General features: G+C 71.0%; 15 protein-coding genes. 3 read left to right on the forward strand and 12 right to left on the reverse strand.

Going from position 1 to position 15,006, the window contains the following annotated elements:
- Positions 1-56 precede the first annotated feature (56 nt).
- The gene (locus MMR14E_RS26695) at positions 57-1,529 is read right to left on the reverse strand and encodes a peptidoglycan DD-metalloendopeptidase family protein (protein ID WP_331318460.1); all 1,473 of its coding nucleotides are present in this window, start codon (positions 1,527-1,529) and stop codon (positions 57-59) included.
- 420 nt (positions 1,530-1,949) lie between these two features.
- Here MMR14E_RS26695 and MMR14E_RS26700 point away from each other — a divergent pair, with 420 nt between their 5' ends.
- Entirely contained in the window at positions 1,950-2,489 is a 540-nt protein-coding gene (locus MMR14E_RS26700) for a GNAT family N-acetyltransferase (protein ID WP_331318462.1), read from the forward strand.
- Between the two features lie 116 nt (positions 2,490-2,605).
- Here the strand turns inward: MMR14E_RS26700 and MMR14E_RS26705 are convergent, their stop codons facing one another.
- The 5 genes from MMR14E_RS26705 to MMR14E_RS26725 all read right to left on the reverse strand — a co-directional run bounded on the left by MMR14E_RS26705 (position 2,606) and on the right by MMR14E_RS26725 (position 7,228).
- A complete protein-coding gene (locus tag MMR14E_RS26705; protein ID WP_331318464.1) occupies positions 2,606-3,883 on the reverse strand; it encodes a porin in 1,278 nt (425 codons plus the stop codon).
- A 223-nt stretch (positions 3,884-4,106) separates the two neighbouring features.
- Complete coding sequence (locus MMR14E_RS26710; protein ID WP_331318465.1) at positions 4,107-4,955, reverse strand: 23S rRNA (adenine(2030)-N(6))-methyltransferase RlmJ; 849 nt, start codon at positions 4,953-4,955, stop codon at positions 4,107-4,109.
- A gap of 66 nt (positions 4,956-5,021) precedes the next feature.
- Positions 5,022-5,696 carry a ribonuclease T2 gene (locus tag MMR14E_RS26715; RefSeq protein WP_331318467.1) on the reverse strand — a complete coding sequence of 225 codons (675 nt, stop codon included), beginning with the start codon at positions 5,694-5,696 and terminating at the stop codon, positions 5,022-5,024.
- A 2-nt stretch (positions 5,697-5,698) separates the two neighbouring features.
- Positions 5,699-6,160: a hypothetical protein gene (locus MMR14E_RS26720; RefSeq protein ID WP_012319233.1), complete on the reverse strand. Its 462-nt coding sequence runs from the start codon at positions 6,158-6,160 to the stop codon at positions 5,699-5,701.
- 63 nt (positions 6,161-6,223) lie between these two features.
- Positions 6,224-7,228 (reverse strand): extensin family protein, encoded by a 1,005-nt coding sequence (locus MMR14E_RS26725; protein WP_331318668.1) that lies wholly within the window; start codon positions 7,226-7,228, stop codon positions 6,224-6,226.
- Positions 7,229-7,339: 111 nt separating this feature from the next.
- On the opposite strand from MMR14E_RS26725, the gene MMR14E_RS26730 reads away from it, so the two are divergent.
- The gene (locus MMR14E_RS26730; protein WP_331318470.1) at positions 7,340-8,572 is read left to right on the forward strand and encodes an amidase; all 1,233 of its coding nucleotides are present in this window, start codon (positions 7,340-7,342) and stop codon (positions 8,570-8,572) included.
- 42 nt (positions 8,573-8,614) lie between these two features.
- Here the strand turns inward: MMR14E_RS26730 and MMR14E_RS26735 are convergent, their stop codons facing one another.
- Together MMR14E_RS26735 and MMR14E_RS26740 are read right to left on the reverse strand one after the other, a co-directional pair.
- Positions 8,615-9,760, reverse strand: a complete 1,146-nt coding sequence (locus MMR14E_RS26735) for an AI-2E family transporter (protein WP_331318472.1) — start codon at positions 9,758-9,760, stop codon at positions 8,615-8,617.
- 125 nt (positions 9,761-9,885) lie between these two features.
- Positions 9,886-10,353: a molybdenum cofactor biosynthesis protein MoaE gene (locus MMR14E_RS26740; RefSeq protein WP_331318473.1), complete on the reverse strand. Its 468-nt coding sequence runs from the start codon at positions 10,351-10,353 to the stop codon at positions 9,886-9,888.
- A gap of 167 nt (positions 10,354-10,520) precedes the next feature.
- Here MMR14E_RS26740 and MMR14E_RS26745 point away from each other — a divergent pair, with 167 nt between their 5' ends.
- The gene (locus tag MMR14E_RS26745; protein ID WP_331318670.1) at positions 10,521-11,540 is read left to right on the forward strand and encodes a gamma carbonic anhydrase family protein; all 1,020 of its coding nucleotides are present in this window, start codon (positions 10,521-10,523) and stop codon (positions 11,538-11,540) included.
- Between the two features lie 10 nt (positions 11,541-11,550).
- Here the strand turns inward: MMR14E_RS26745 and MMR14E_RS26750 are convergent, their stop codons facing one another.
- The 4 genes from MMR14E_RS26750 to MMR14E_RS26765 form a co-directional block, all read right to left on the reverse strand.
- Complete coding sequence (locus MMR14E_RS26750) at positions 11,551-12,279, reverse strand: amino acid ABC transporter ATP-binding protein (RefSeq protein WP_331318672.1); 729 nt, start codon at positions 12,277-12,279, stop codon at positions 11,551-11,553.
- Between the two features lie 152 nt (positions 12,280-12,431).
- Complete coding sequence (locus MMR14E_RS26755; RefSeq protein WP_331318474.1) at positions 12,432-13,124, reverse strand: ABC transporter permease subunit; 693 nt, start codon at positions 13,122-13,124, stop codon at positions 12,432-12,434.
- Between the two features lie 56 nt (positions 13,125-13,180).
- Positions 13,181-13,903, reverse strand: coding sequence for an amino acid ABC transporter permease (locus MMR14E_RS26760; protein ID WP_331318475.1), 723 nt, complete (start codon positions 13,901-13,903; stop codon positions 13,181-13,183).
- Between the two features lie 89 nt (positions 13,904-13,992).
- Positions 13,993-14,916, reverse strand: a complete 924-nt coding sequence (locus MMR14E_RS26765) for an amino acid ABC transporter substrate-binding protein (RefSeq protein ID WP_331318477.1) — start codon at positions 14,914-14,916, stop codon at positions 13,993-13,995.
- Positions 14,917-15,006: the final 90 nt, after the last annotated feature.

The raw sequence follows: 15,006 nt of genomic DNA on the forward strand, positions 1-15,006 counted from the left end.
GTCTTGCCGTCTCATTCGGCGCCGCGCGGGCCGGCCTCGGCCCCGCGCGGTCCGTCTCAGTTGCTGGCGAGCTGGGACATCGGGTCCACCGGGGCGCCGCCCTTGCGGATCTCGAAGTGCAGCTGCGGCGAGGTCACGTTTCCGGAGGCGCCGGACTTCGCGATGGTCTGGCCGCGCTTGACCTTCTCGCCGGGCTTCACGTCGATCTCGCCGTTATGGGCGTAGGCCGAGACGTAGCCGTTGGCGTGGCGTACGAGGACCAGCTTGCCGTAGCCCTTCACGTCGGAGCCGGCATAGGCGACCGTGCCCTCCTCGGCGGCCTTGACCGGAGTACCCTCCGGCACGGCGATGTTGATGCCCTCGTTGCCGGAGGTGCCGTAGCCGGAGATCACCCGGCCCTTGGCGGGCCAGCGGAAGTTCTCCGTCGCCTCGGCCACGGAGCCGGTGGCGGCGGGCTCGGGCTTGGCCGGCGCGGCGGCGACCGGGGCCGCCTTCGGCGCCTCCTTGGCGGCCACCTTCTCGACCTTCTCGGCGGCGGCGGCCTCCTTGGCGGCCTTCTGGGCGGCTTCCTTGGCGGCCTTCGCCTCGGCCAGCTTCTGGGCGGCCTCCGCCTTCGCGGCGGCCTTCGCCTCGGCCTTGGCCTCCTGAGCCTTCGCCTCGGCCTTCGCCTTGGCCTCGGCCTTCGGATCCGCCTTCTTCTCGTCGGCCTTCTTCTCGTCCGCCTTGGCGACCTGTCCGGGACGGACGTGCTTGGGCTTCTCGCCCTCCTTCAGGGCGACGTCCTTGCGGGTCTTGGCGTCGGCGACCTTGCGGGCGGCGGCGTCGCGGGCGAGCGCCTCCTTGCGCTCGGCCTCCTTCTCGGCAGCGGCGGCTTTCTGGGCCGCTTCCTTGGCGGCCTTCGCCTCGGCGAGCTTCTGGGCGGCCTCCTTGGCGGCCTCCTTGGCAGCCTCCTTCGCCTCCTCGCGCTTCGTCGCGATCTTGGTCTCGACCTGCTTGGCGTCCTCGCGCTTCTCCTCGGCGGCCCGGGCCGGCCGGGCGGTCATCGGGGCAGCGGCGGGGTTCAGCCCGGAGGCGTTGTAGACCGGGATCACGATCTGGCGGCCGGGCGTGATCTGGTTCGCGTTGCTCAGGCCGTTGGCGGCCAGGATCGCCGAGGCGGGCACGCCGAAGCGGGTCGACATCTGGTTCAGGCTGTCGTTGCGCGACACGGTGATCTGCGTGCCGCCCTCGGCGCTCCAGCCGACCTTGCCGGTCGAGGCGACGCGGGTCGCGGGCGCGGCGGCGCTGGTCTGGGCCGGAGTCGCGNGCAGCTTGGCCACGCCGTCGACGGCGCTGCCACCGGGCGCGACGAAGACCACCGCGTCGCGGCGCAGGATCTTGACGAAGCCCGCGATCACCTGCGGGGCGAAGTACTTGGCGGTGGAGACGACGCCGAGCGCCACGCGCCCGCCCTCCGCGCCGCGCAGGGTGCGCAGGCGGTCGGTGCAGGTTTCCAGCACCGTGTTGATGCTGTCGATCGCCCAGAGCATCTCGCGGCCGGCATCCGTCGGCTTGAGGCCGCCCGGCGTCCGGTCGAACAGCAGCAGTCCCGTCCGGCAGGCTGCCGGTAGCGGAGGGTTCCGAGTCGAACGGGTTCGAGAACGGGTTGGTCAGACGCGAGGCGTCCGAGGAACAGGCGGCAGCCGCACCGCCGATGATGCCGATGAGCGCCACGCGCGACAGCGTCCGCAACATCTGACCCGTACCGCGCACCCGCATCGACGCACCCGTTTGCCTGACGCAACTTGATGCGCCAATGAAGACGGATTCAGGTTAAGCAACCGTTCCCGTTCGGGCCGTCTACGACCCAGGCGCGAAGGTGGGCGCAAGGTTTTCGCGCGGTGCCGGGGATGATTCCGGCTCGCCGGATCGTCCCTTTTCGTGACCGGCCGGCACCCCACATCCAGCCCATGTTTACCATCCGCGGCGCGCGCGACACCCTGGCCGACCTGCCGGCGATCGAGACGGCGCGCCTCACGATCGCCGCCCTCCGGCCCGCGGACGCGCCGGCCGTCCGCGCGCTCACCGACGATCCGGCGATCACCGCGGCGGTGGATTTCCTGCCGACGCCGTTCACGCTGCAGGACGCCGAGGACCTGATTCGCAGCTGCACCCGGGGCCGCGACTGCTTCCTCGGCGCCTGGGTTCGGGACGGAGCGCCCGATCCGGCCGGGCGTGCGCTCGTCGGCGTCGTCGGCACGCATCTGCGCGGCGCCGGCACGATCGAGATCGGGTACTGGATCGGCGGCGCGGCCCGCGGGCGCGGCTTCGCCCACGAGGCCGTATCGGCGATCCTCGACCTCCTCGGTGCGCGTTTCCCGGCGCGCGTCGTCGTGGCGGAGTGCCGCCCCGCCAACGTCGCCTCCTGGGGCCTGCTGGAGAAGCTCGGCTTCCGCGACACCGGTGAGGAGGGCCACCGGCCGGGTCGGCGCCTGCTCAGGCGGGCCTGACCCCCCGAGGAGCGCGCCGAGCCGGGACCGACGGCGCGCGGCCGCGAAAAAGCCCCCGGACCGGAGGCCGGGGGCTCGAGGACGATCGGTTTCCTGAACCGGACCGGGCGGTCCGATCAGAAGGTGATGCCGGTCTCGACCATGTAGCGGTCCTGCGAGGTGCGGTTGCCGGTGCGGCCGAAGCCGGTGCCGAGCGTGCCCTCCGCGAGGTTGCCGCGGGTGATCCCGCCGAGCTCGACGTGGGCGTACTCCACCCGGAAGAAGTAACGGTCGAACGTGAAGGTCGGCGTGACGGTGACCGAGAAGGCGTTGCTGCCCGCGCCGAAGCCCAGCAGGTTGGTGCCGCCCGAGCCGCGGACGCCCGTCTGCTCGGTGTACTCGACGCGGCCGGCCAGGGCGAAATTGTCGGTGAACGAGTAGGCCGCCAGGAGCGCGCCGCCGTAGGTCGAGGCCGAGTTGCCGATGCCGACGCGCAGGTCACGCTCGACGTTGGTGAACTGGAAGTACGGCGAGATGATCCACGGACCGTTCGCGTAGGTGTAGTTGATGTTGAAGATGCCGCTGTTCTGCTGGAGGTTCGGCGTCGCGAACTGGTAGCGCGGGCTGCGGTCGAGGGCGTTGGTCCGGCCGACGTTCAGGCCGCCGTTGACGCCGATCGTGTTGTAGTCGTCGAGCTTGTAGGCGACGTTGCCGGTGAACCACGTGATCTCGTTGGAGAAGAAACCGTCCGTACCGGCGAGCGACACCGAGAGCGGGCCGCTGCTGTAATTGACCTGCACGCCCTGGTTGATGAAGTTCTCCTGCACGAACAGGAGGCCGCGGTTGATGTTCAGGTTCTGGTAGGTGAACAGCAGCTCGGTGCCGATCAGCGTGAACATCCGGCCGCCCTGGACCGACCATTCATCGTTGATCTGGATCTTGCCGTAGGCGACCGGGACCGGGCCGAACAGCAGGTCGGTCTGGGTGAAGGTGCCGAGCGTGGGGAAGCCGAGCTGCGGGATCGAGTAGCCGCCGGCCTGGATGTAGAACTGGAACGCGCCCTCGGGCTTCTGGATGATGCCCTGGACGTTCGAGAAGTCGAACCGGGCCGAGCGGTCGCGGTCGTTGGGGGCCGCCGGCGTCGAGAACGACGCGAACGGGTTCGACTGGGTGTAGCCGTAGCCGGTGATGGCACCGCCGACGTAGAGGTCGCCCAGCGGGCCGGCCGAGAAGCAGCTCGGGTTCGGGTTGGCCTTGATCACGCCGCTGTAGGCCGGGCCGAGCAGCGTGGCCTTGCAGGGCTCGGCCGGGGGCGCGACCGGAACCGGCGCGGGGGCCGCCAGATCGGCCGCGAGGATGCTGGTCGAGGACAGCAGCACGGTGGCCAGGCCGGCCAGGGTGGATCGCTTCAGCATGGTGTCGCAGCTCGTTCGGGTTCGTTCACAGCCAAGCTGACATCGCGGCGCGATTGACACAAAATCAAACATGAAGCAGTTGCATAATTTTTAGGCAGATCCGTATCGCTGACCGCGTTCGATGCGGAAATGTGACTTTGCCGCCACATTTGTGTCGGAGCCCCCACCTTTTCCTTCCGCGCGCGACCTGAGGACTTCCCCGGGACGCCCCAATTCTGCCGAGTCAGGCCGCCGGGCCGATCGGATCGCAGCGAAACCCTCCGAAATCCTGCCGGGCCAGACGCTCGGCGAGCGCCGGCAGGAACAGCATCGCCTCCTCGGCGAGGCGCCAGGGCGGGTTGACCACGATCAGGCCGCTGCCGGTGAGTCGCGTCGGATCGTCCGGCCGGTCGATCAGCAGGTCGAGCCGCAGGGCGGGGCGGGGCAGGGCGGTACCGAGGTCGCGGACCATCCGGTCGAGGGCGGCGGCGTCCTTGAACGGGTACCAGGCCAGGAACAGGCCGGTCGGCCACTTCGTGACCGCGCGGGCGAGATGGGCACCGAGGCGCTCGATCTCGCCGGGCACCTCGTAGGGCGGATCGATCAGCACGAGGCCGCGCCGCTCCGGCGGCGGGATCTGCGCGTTGATCGCGGTCCAGCCGTCGAGGTTCATCACCTTGGTGCGGGGATCGCGGGCGTAGCGCTCCTGCAGGGTCGCGGCGTCCGCCGGGTGCAGCTCGACGAACACGCCCTTGTCGCCGGGCCGCAGCGCCTCGCGGATCACGGCCGGCGAGCCGGGATAGGCGGTGGCGCCGTGGCGCGCTTGCACCGCCGCCACCGCCGCCCGGTAGGGCGCCAGCAGCGCCTCCACCTCCGGCACGAAGGGCGCGTCCATCCGGCCCCAGCCGTCCCGCCACTCGCCGGTGCGGGCCGCCTCGTCGGCCTCGAGATCGTAGACGCCGAGACCCGCGAAGGCGTCGAGCGCCCGGAACGGCTTGTCCTTCAGGCGCAGGTGGTCGAGCACCCGCGCCAGGACGAGGTGCTTCAGGACGTCGGCGTGGTTGCCGGCGTGGAAGGCGTGCCGATAGTTCATGGCAGCGCGCTCAAGCCGATCCCGCGCGCCGGGTCCAGGGTCCGGAGCGCGAAAGAGCGAAAAAACTCAGCGGGCGGCGTCGAGACTCACCTCGGGCGCCCGGCAATTGCCGCGGGCGACCTCGGGGCACGGGGTGAAGCCGCGCAGGTCCTTGCCGAAGCAGATCCGGACCTCCTGCAGCTGCCCGCGGGTGCAGGTGACCGCCATCATGTCGGGGCGCAGGCCGCGATTGGCCGCCACGAACTGCCGGGCGATCTCGATCGGCGCGAGGGTCTGCGGCGGGGAGCCGCCCTTGAGGGCGTCGGGGATCGTCACCGCGAGCCGCGCCGCGCGGGCGGCCGCGAAGTAGGCGGCGGGATCGAGGCCCGAGCAGGTGCCGTGCTTGCGCCACTCGTACCGGGCGAGTCCCTCGCTCGGATAGACCTGCCCGGCGACCTCCATGGCCTGCCGGGTCGGCGCGCGGTTCACCGCCGAGCAGTTCTGCGGGTACCCGCTCGCGTATTGCGGCCACAGGCCGTGGACGACGAAGCCGAGGCCGCGGCCGGGAGCGCACTGGACGTCGTCCCGGCGGGCGCCCGGCCCCGCGCAGTAGGTCGGCGACCAGGACAGGGCGAGGACGTAGAAGTCGAAGTCGCCGGGCGCGCCGCGGCGGGCGAAGCCGCCGAAATCCTGGGCGGCGACCGGCGCGGCGGCCGCCCCGGCGAGGAGCAGGCCCGCGAGGCTGGCGGCACGCCCGCGCACGGTCAGGGACGCGCCATCCGGCAGGCGGTGGCGTAGGCGTAGGAGAGGTCGCGGTCGAGGCCGTGGATGCAGAACTCGACGCCCCAGGTCGCCCCGATGATGCCGAGGCTCTCGCGCACCGAGTAGTCGACCTTGCGGCGGACCCCGTCGGAGGTGGTGACGGTCGCGGTGCAGAACCGGCGCGGATAGGTGTCGAGGCCCCAGGGCCGCCACGCGGTGCGCTCGATCGTGTCGAAGGACAGGATCGTCATCGACGAGTTCCAGAACTTCGCCTCCTTCTCGGCGAAGTTGGTCGAGACCCGCTCCAGCACCGACGGGTCCTGGCAGCCGGGGATCTGCGCGTCGAACGGGAAGATCCGCTCCTCGGCGGGCTCGATGTCCTCCCGGGCCGAGCGGGCGAGCGCCGGCTGGGCCAGGGCGAGAAGGGCCAGCCCGAGGGCGAAGCCGTGAAAGACCGGGCGCATGGCGCGTGCCTCGACGGATGTGCGATCCTGCATCCGCGAACGATGGCTCGGCCGCGCCGCCAGTCAAGCTCCGGCTGCCCCGCGCCGGCGCTTTGGCGGCCTGTGCGGCGCGGCCGCTACAGTCGCCCGTCGGTCGGGGCGCGGGATCAGTGTCCGGCCGGATCGGCCCCGTCCCTCCCGGGCCTCGGCGGCGCGCCCGGGATGGTGGCCGTCGGACCGGCGGGGCCGGGCCGGCGCCCGGGCCACCTGGGTCGCGCCCCCGGCCTTCGACATCGGCGACGCGCCGTAGGGATCGTCCTCCTCCACGTCCACCGGCGCCTGCGGGCCGGCGGGCTGGCGCTGCGGCGGGACCGGACGGCTCAGCGGCCGCTCGGCCCCGGTGCCGAGCTGCGGCGTGAACTTGATCAGCGGCTTGCAGATCCGCCGCAGACCGCGCGGGTCGTGCCGCGCGAGATCGACGTGGATGTGGTCGTAGTGGAACACGTTCGAGCCGGGCGCCAGCACGGTGGTGAAGCGCTGGCAGGCACCCAGGAAGATCTCGCGCAGGAAGCCCTGCTCGGCCTCCGTGCCGCGCCAGCCGCCCTTGACGGTGATCACGTGGCCGTCCGCGAGCTTGATCGACATGACGTCGATCGCGTTCCCGAAGCCGTGCTCGGAGAGCTTGGCGCCGGGCTGGTTGTTGCGGCCGCGGCAGGAATAGGAGCCGGCGTTGATCTCGGCCACCGGCACGCCGAAGTAGAGGTTGGCGGCCGGCTGGATCGTGTCGGCGAGCCACGCCTCGGCCTCGGCCAGCGCCGGGCATCCCAGCGTCATCCGCTGCTTCAGCAGCACGGAGCCGCCGCCGAGCCGCGTCACCCGGAAGGGCTGCTGCATGCCGCAGGGACCGGGGCCGTCCATCGCGGCGATCGGCGTGATGTACTCCGAGGGTTCGACGAGCTTCTTGGCCAGGCAGACCTGCTCCGCCTGATCGCGCCACGGTTCGCGTCGCTCGAAGTGGTTGATCGAGCACGCGGTGAGGCCCGCGCCGAACAGCGCCAGGGCCGAGAACAGGGATACGCCACGCCACATGACCCGGACGATGCGCACGGTCACGTAAAGCGTTCGTCAACGGCGTTTCGGGAATGCCGCGGGCTGTGGCGTCTCGGTTGACAGCGCCGCGGACCGCGGACTGAATGCATTATGCTCTCGCTCCTCGACCTCCGCGCCCGCATCGAAGCCGGCACCCTGACGCCCGCGGGCGCGATCGACCTGTGCCGCGCCGCGATCGCCGCGCGGGAGCCGGACCTGCACGCGCTGGTCACCCTCGACGCGGCGCCGGCGATTCCCGAGACCGGGCCGCTCGCCGGCATCGCGGTCGGCGTGAAGGACATCATCGACAGCGCGGGCCTGCCGACCCAGATGGGCTCGCCGATCTACGCGGGCTGGAAGCCCCGGGGCGACGCCGCGGTCGTGAGCCGGCTGAAGCAGCTCGGCGCCGTCGCCCTCGCCAAGACCACCACCACGGCCTTCGCGAGCAGCGATCCGACCGAGACGGTCAACCCGCACGATCCCGGCCACACGCCGGGGGGCTCCTCGGCGGGCTCGGCCGCCGCCGTCGGCGCCGGGATGCTGCCGCTCGCTCTGGGCACGCAGACGGCGGGCTCGGTGATCCGGCCCGCGAGCTTCTGCGGCTGCGCGGCGGTGAAGCCGTCGTTCCGGCTGATCCCCACGGTCGGCGTGAAGACCTACTCGTGGGCCCTCGACACGGTCGGGCTGTTCGCCGCCGGGGTCGCGGACGTCGCCCACGCCCTCGCGCTCGTCACCGGGCGGCCGGAGATCGAGCGGGCGGAGACGGGCTCGGCGCCGCGCATCGCCGTGGTGCGGCAGGATTTCGCCGGCGCTCCCGAGCCGGAGGCCGAGGCCGCGCTCACCCGCGCCCGGCAGGCGGCCGAGCGGTCCGGGGCGCGGGTGAGCGACCTCGCCCTGCCGCCGGAGCTGGCGCAGGCCTGGGAGCGCCACCGTCTCATCCAGAACTACGAGGGTCGACTGGCACTGGCCTGGGAATACGACACGCAGGCCGACGCGCTCCCGCCCCGCACCCGCGCGCATCTCGATGACGGGGCGACGATCAGCCCGGCCCAGTACGACGACGGGCGCCGCCACGGCCACCACGCCCGGCGGGTGCTGAAGGGCCTCTTCGCCGATTACGACGCGATCCTGACCTTCTCGGCGCCGGGCCCGGCGCCCGCGACGCTGGTCTCGACCGGCGACCCGCGCTTCAACCAGCTTTGGACGCTGATGGGCGTGCCGTGCGTGAACGTGCCGGTGCCCGGCCACCGCCTGCCGGTGGGCGTCCAGGTGATCGGGCGCTTCGGCGACGACGGCCGGGCCCTGGCGGTGGCACGGATGATCGAGGCCGCGCTGCGCGGCTGACCGGGCGCCCGCGCCGCTCGACGGCGCGGGCATTCGCAAGGCTCAGCTGCTCGGCTGCTCGTGGAGCGTGTCCTCCACGTAGAGCTGCTCCAGCAGGACCTTGATCACCGCCATCAGCGGCAGCGCGAGGGCGATGCCCCACAGCCCGAAGATCACGCCGAGGATCAGCTGGCCGGCGAAGATCGTGGCCGGCGGGATGTCGAGCGCCCGCTTCTGGATGAACGGCGTCAGGCCGTAGCTCTCCAGGCACTGGACCGCGAGATAGACGCCGATCGCGCCGATCACCGCCTTCGTGCCCGAGGCCAGCGCGGCCAGGATGATGACGAGGCCCGCCACGAGCGGCCCGACCGTGGGCACGAAGGCGAGCAGGCCGGCCTGCAGGCCGAGGATCAGCGCCCCGCCGAGGCCCAGGAACGCGAGGCCGGCCCAGGTGCACAGGAAGATCACCGCCATGATGATCAGCTGGCCGAACAGCCAGTGGCGGAGGGTCTCGCCGGCCCCGTCGAGGACCTGGCTGGCCCGCCAGCGCTTCGCCGGCGGCACGAACCGGACCACCCCGTCCCGGTAGGCCTTCGGGTCGGCCGCGAAGGCAAGCCCCAGGAAGGCGATCACCAGCACGTTGCCGAGGGCGTCGAACAGGCCCAGGATCACGGCCGCGGCCGGCCCGAGGACGCTGCCGGCATCCGACACGACGGAGCTCCCGCCCTTGAGCAGGCCCGAGGCGAGGCCCGCGAGACCGCCCTCCCGCTGGCCCGAATCCGTCGACCCGTCCTTCGACCCGCCCTGCGGCGCGAGGCTCGGCACGTCGATGCCGCGCTCGGACAGCCAGGCCGACACCGTGGTCGCCTGGTCCTTGATCGTGGTGCCGAGGTCGCGCCCCTGCTGCACGATGGTGGCGCCGCCGTAGCTGCCGAATCCGACCACCGCGATCGCGACCGCGAGGCTGACGACGGACAAGCGCAGGGCCCGCGGCAGGGGCAGGATCCGGCCGAGCCCGCGGGTCAGGCCGTCGAGGAACACGCCGAGGAGCACCCCCGCGAAGATCAGGAGGAGCGTGCCCGCCGACATCCAGGCGAGGGCCATCGCCGCCACGAAGCACACCACGGCGATGCCGGAGGCGGCCAGCGGCGCCGCTCCGCGCCAGGGTCCAACGGGACCGTCCAGTTCCTGAAGGCTGCTGTCCGACATCGTCGCTCCTAAACCGCGGGTTCACGAACGCCGCGGGCCCGCGGGGGTCAAGTGCGGGCGCGCGGGTTCCCGGTGTGAAGCGCCCGTCGGCGGCGGCTCGGGTCCGGCCCTCGGCCGCGGCGGCCTCAGTCCCAGCGGCCGGCCGCGGCCTCGTCCTGGGCCGTCGCGTCGACCCAACCACCGGTCGTACCGTCGGCGAGGTGCTCCCGCTTCCAGAAGGGGGCGCGGGTCTTGAGATAGTCCATCAGGAAGTCCGCGGCCTCGAAGGCCGCGACCCGGTGGCTGGCGGCGGTGACCACCAGCACGATGCCGTCGCCCGGGCGGACCAGGCCGTGCCGGTGGATCACCCGCAGGGCCTGGAGCGGCCAGCGGGCCATCGCCTGGTCGGCGACCCGCCGGATCTCGGCATCGGCCATGCCGGGATAGTGCTCCAGCTCCAGGGCTGTCAGCCGGCCGCCCTCGTCGCGGCACAGGCCGGTGAAGGTCACGATCGCGCCGGCCCGCCCCCCCAGCGCGGCGCTCAGGCCGGCGATCTCGGCCGCGGTGTCGAAGGGCTCGGCCTGGATGCCGACGCTCGGGACGGGGGCGCTCATGGCCCGATCCATAGGAGCCCGCGGCGTCGCGGGCCAGCCCCGTCCCTGTCACACCGGGCCCCGCCTCTATATGAGACGGTCCGTCGCGCCCTGCCGGCCCGGCGCGCGGCCCGCCATCGTCCGGATGTCCCCGCGTGCTCCGGACGGCGCCGGAGAAGGATGCCCGCGTGACCCCCGACCTGATCCTGCCCTACGACGGCGTGCAGCCGGACTTCGCCAGCCGCCCCGTCTGGTGCGGCCGCGGCAGCACGGTGATCGGCGCCGCCCGGATCGGCGCGCAGGCCTGGATCGGCGACGAGGCGGTGATTCGCGCGGACGGGCAGGCGGTCACACTCGGCGACCGCTTCTGGCTCGGTCCCCGCTCGACGGTGCACATCGCCACCGCGACGCACGGCACCCGGTGCGGCGACCGGGTCACCGTCGGGCGCAACTGCGTGGTCCACGCCTGCACGCTCGGCTCCGACGTCGTCGTCGAGGACGACGTGGTGATCCTCGACGGCGCCGACATCGGCGACGGCGCGGTGATCGAGGCCGGCGCGACCGTCTTTCCGCGCTCCACGCTGCCCGGCGGCTTCGCCTACGCGGGCAGCCCGGCCAGACCCAGCCGCGCGATCGGATCCGACGAGGTCGCCGAGCGCGCCGAGCGGTTGCGCGAGCGGATGGGCGACGGGCCGGCGCTTCCGCCGGGGGACGCGCCGGACGTCGAGGACAGCGTCTTCGTGGCGCGCACCGCCCGCCTGCGCGGGCGGGTGAGCCTCGGCGCCGGCGCGAGCGTGCTGTTCTGCTGCGACCTCAACGCGGAAGTCGGACCGATCGTGGTCGGCGCGGACACCAACATCCAAGACAACACGGTCGTCCGCACCCGGGCAGACGGGGTGGTGATCGGGCGCGATACCACCATCGCCCACAATGTCCGGATCGCCGATTGCCGGATCGGCGCGCGGGCGCTGATCGGCATCGGCGCCGCGATCGCCTCTGGGACCCTCATCGCCGACGATGTCATGCTGGCGGCCGGGGCCACCACCGATCCCGGGCAGATCCTGGAGGCCGGCTACCTCTGGGGCGGCCGTCCCGCCCGCATCCTGGCGCCCCTCGACGCCGAGAAGCGCGCCATGATGATCCGCATCGTCGAGGGCTACTGCCGGCACGGCCGGGAATACCGGGCCGCGCAGGAGTCGCTGGCCTGACGGTCCGCCGTCAGTGCTGCAGGATCTTCGACAGGAAGGTCTGCGCCCGCTCGGAGCGGGGGCTGCCGAAGAACTCGTCCTTCCGGGCGTCCTCGACGATCTCGCCGCGATCCATGAAGATCACCCGGTCGGCGACCTTGCGGGCGAAGCCCATCTCGTGGGTCACGACCATCATGGTCATGCCCTCCTTGGCGAGTTCCACCATCACGTCGAGCACCTCGCCGACCATCTCGGGGTCCAGCGCCGAGGTCGGCTCGTCGAACAGCATCACCACGGGGTTCATGGCGAGCGCCCGCGCGATGGCGACGCGCTGCTGCTGACCGCCCGAGAGCTGGCCCGGGAACTTGTTCGCGTGGGCGCCGAGACCGACGCGGGCGAGCAGGTCGAGGCCGCGCTTCTTCGCGTCCTCACCGCTGCGGCCGAGCACCTTGCGCTGGGCGATGGTGAGGTTGTCGGTGATCGACAGGTGCGGGAACAGCTCGAAATGCTGGAACACCATGCCGACCCGCGAGCGGAGCTTCGGCAGGTTGGTCCCCTTATCGGCGACCTTGGTGCCGGCCACTGTGATCTGGCCCTTCTGGAAGGGCTCCAGGGCATTCACGCACTTGATCAGGGTCGACTTGCCCGAGCCCGAGGGACCGCAGACGACCACGACCTCGCCCTTGGCGACCTGGGTGCTGCAGTTCGTCAGCACCTGGAAGTCGCCGTACCATTTGCTGATGTTGTCGATGGCGATCATCGTCTCGCCGGGCGCCACGACGGGCGCGCCGGAGATCAGGTTGCCGGACTGCAGGCCGGCATCCTTCGGCGCGTGGCTGGCATCGGCGACGGGTTCGGCGGCGGTGGGGGCCGGCATCGGGGACGAGGTCATGACACGGTCTCCAGTGTCGGTCAGCGGATGATGGCCACGCGGCGCTGCAGGCGGCGCACGAGGTACGAGGCCGAGAAGCAGATCGCAAAATAGACCACCGCGGCGAAGACATACATCTCGACCAGACGGCCGTCGCGCTGGGCGATCTTCGAGGCGGCGCCCATGAAGTCGGTGAGCGAGAGCACGTAGACCAGCGACGTGTCCTGGAAGAGGATGATGGTCTGCGTCAGCAGCAGCGGCAGCATGTTGCGGAAGGCCTGGGGCAGGATCACGTTGCCCATGGTCTGCCAGTAGTTCATCCCGAGAGCCTGGGCGGCGGCCGTCTGACCCTTCGGGATCGACTGGATGCCGGCGCGCATGATCTCCGAGAAGTAGGCCGCCTCGAAGGCCATGAAGGTGATCAGGGCAGACGGGAATGCGCCGACCTGGATCGGCGTCGACGAACCGGTCAGGTAGGCGCCGATATACGGCACCAGGAAGTAGAACCAGAAGATCACCAGAACCAGCGGCAGCGAGCGGCAGAGCTCGACGTAGCCCTTGGCCACGTGCCACAGGCCGGGAATGCCCGAGAGCCGCGCCATCGCCAGGAGCGTGCCGATGATCACGCCGCCGACGGCCGCCATGGCGGTGAGCGTCACGGTGAAGACCATGCCCTGCCCGAACAGGTAGGGCAGGGACGAGACGATGACGGAGAAGTCGAAATTCGAGAGCATCGGGGCCTGTTACCGGTGGCCGTCGGGCGGGGTGGCGGAGCGGAAGCGGGCGGCCCTCAGCGCTGGCCGGGGATGGCGACCGCCTTCTCCAGGAAGGTCGCCGCCGTGACGACCACGAGGTTGATGATCACGTAGAGGATCGTCGCGGCCGTGAACGCCTCGAACACCTGGAACGAGAATTCCTGCATCGAGCGGGCCCGGGCGGTCAGCTCCAGCAGGCCGATGGTCAGCGCCACCGACGTGTTCTTGAGATTGTTGAGGAATTCCGAGGTCATCGGCGGCAGGATGATCCGGTAGGCGTTGGGCAGCAGCACGTAGCGGTAGGTCTGATAGGTGGTGAAGCCCATGGCGGTGCCGGCCATGCGCTGGCCCCGCGGCAGCGACTGGATGCCGGCGCGGACCTGCTCGGCCACGCGGGACGCGGTGAAGAAGCCCAGGCAGACCACCGCCGTGTAGAACGGCGCGTCCGGCAACTGCTTGATCGCGTCGCCGATCCGGGTCGGCACCACTTCGGGCAGCACGAAGTACCAGAGGAACATCTGGACCAGCAGCGGGACGTTGCGGAACAGCTCGACATAGGCCGTGCCGATCGCGTTCGCGGACTTCGACGGCAGGGTGCGCAGCACGCCGACCAGGGAGCCCAGGAAGAAGGCGATCACCCAGGAGCAGAGCGCGGTCGTGATCGTCCACATGAGCCCCGAGAGCAGCATGTCGAGATACGTGCCGTTGCCCTCCGGCGAGGCGTCGAAGAAGATCCGCCAGTTCCAGTTGTAGTTCATCGCGCCGCTTCTACTGTGAACTTATAGAGACGCACCGCGGGCCGGAGCCCGCGGTGCGCATCTTGGCATGAAACCGTACCGAACGGATCTCAGTAGGCCGCCGGATCGGGGCTCGAGATCGGGGTCGTGAACTGCTTCTTCATTTCCGCGCTCATCGGCAGGTTGAGGTTGATGTTGCGCGGCGGGATCGGCTGGGTGAACCACTTGTCGTAGAGGGCCTTGCCCTCGGGGCTCGTGTAGAGCTTGGCGGTGGCGTCGTCCGCGACCTTCTTGAACTCCGTGTCGTCCTTGCGGAGCATGATGCCGTAGGGCTCGGGCTTCGACAGGGCTTCGGTGGAGATCTCGTAGGCGGACGGATCCTTCGACGAGGCGGCGAGCGAGGCGAGCAGCACGTCGTCCATGACGAAGGCGGCGGCGCGGCCGGTCTCGACCATCAGGAACGCCTCGGCGTGGTCCTTGGCCGGCAGGATCGTCAGGCCGAGCTTGCGCTCCGTGTTGGCCTCGTTGATCTGCTTGATGTTCGTGGTGCCCGAGGTCGACACGACGGTCTTGCCCTTCAGGTCCTCGATCGTGTGCAGGTTGGCCGACTTCTTCGCGACGTAGCGGGTCGCGGTCAGGAAGTGCGAGTTGGTGAACCACACCTGCTTCTCGCGCTCGGCGTTGTTGGTGGTCGAGCCGCATTCGAGGTCGATCGTGCCGTTCGCCATCAGCGGGATGCGGGTGGCGGAGGTGACCGGGTTCAGCTTCACCTCGAGATTCGGGAGGTTGAGCTTGGCCTTCACGGCGTCGGCGATCTTGTAGCAGATGTCCATCGCGTAACCGATCGGCTTCTGATCGCCGCCGAGATACGAGAACGGCACGGAGGCGTCGCGGTAGCCGATGACGATGGCGTTGGCGTCCTTCACCTTCTTGAGGGTGCCGGTCAGCTCCTGCGCCCTGAGGCTCATCGGAGCGAGGGCGAGGGTCAGGCCCAGCGCCGCGGCGACGCCGCGGCGAGCGATATCAGACTGCATCGGTACGGAACTCCTGGATCGGGCCGAATGACATCGGCCGGCGGCGGGGTACGCGGGCCCGCCCGCTCGGGCGACGCCTTTGCAATGATG

It is taken from the genome of Methylobacterium mesophilicum (assembly GCF_036441335.1).
Taxonomy (GTDB): Bacteria; Pseudomonadota; Alphaproteobacteria; order Rhizobiales; family Beijerinckiaceae; genus Methylobacterium; species Methylobacterium mesophilicum_B.

Bases quoted from the DNA above. Each gene is read 5' to 3' on its own strand.
- MMR14E_RS26760 (WP_331318475.1), bottom strand. From the start codon at position 13,903: ATGAACTACAACTGGAACTGGCGGATCTTCTTCGACGCCTCGCCGGAG.
- MMR14E_RS26755 (WP_331318474.1), bottom strand. From the start codon at position 13,124: ATGCTCTCGAATTTCGACTTCTCCGTCATCGTCTCGTCCCTGCCCTAC.
- MMR14E_RS26750 (WP_331318672.1), bottom strand. From the start codon at position 12,279: ATGATCGCCATCGACAACATCAGCAAATGGTACGGCGACTTCCAGGTG.
- MMR14E_RS26705 (WP_331318464.1), bottom strand. From the start codon at position 3,883: ATGCTGAAGCGATCCACCCTGGCCGGCCTGGCCACCGTGCTGCTGTCC.
- MMR14E_RS26735 (WP_331318472.1), bottom strand. From the start codon at position 9,760: ATGTCGGACAGCAGCCTTCAGGAACTGGACGGTCCCGTTGGACCCTGG.
- MMR14E_RS26730 (WP_331318470.1), top strand. From the start codon at position 7,340: ATGCTCTCGCTCCTCGACCTCCGCGCCCGCATCGAAGCCGGCACCCTG.
- MMR14E_RS26740 (WP_331318473.1), bottom strand. From the start codon at position 10,353: ATGAGCGCCCCCGTCCCGAGCGTCGGCATCCAGGCCGAGCCCTTCGAC.
- MMR14E_RS26725 (WP_331318668.1), bottom strand. From the start codon at position 7,228: ATGTGGCGTGGCGTATCCCTGTTCTCGGCCCTGGCGCTGTTCGGCGCG.
- MMR14E_RS26700 (WP_331318462.1), top strand. From the start codon at position 1,950: ATGTTTACCATCCGCGGCGCGCGCGACACCCTGGCCGACCTGCCGGCG.
- MMR14E_RS26720 (WP_012319233.1), bottom strand. From the start codon at position 6,160: ATGCGCCCGGTCTTTCACGGCTTCGCCCTCGGGCTGGCCCTTCTCGCC.
- MMR14E_RS26710 (WP_331318465.1), bottom strand. From the start codon at position 4,955: ATGAACTATCGGCACGCCTTCCACGCCGGCAACCACGCCGACGTCCTG.
- MMR14E_RS26765 (WP_331318477.1), bottom strand. From the start codon at position 14,916: ATGCAGTCTGATATCGCTCGCCGCGGCGTCGCCGCGGCGCTGGGCCTG.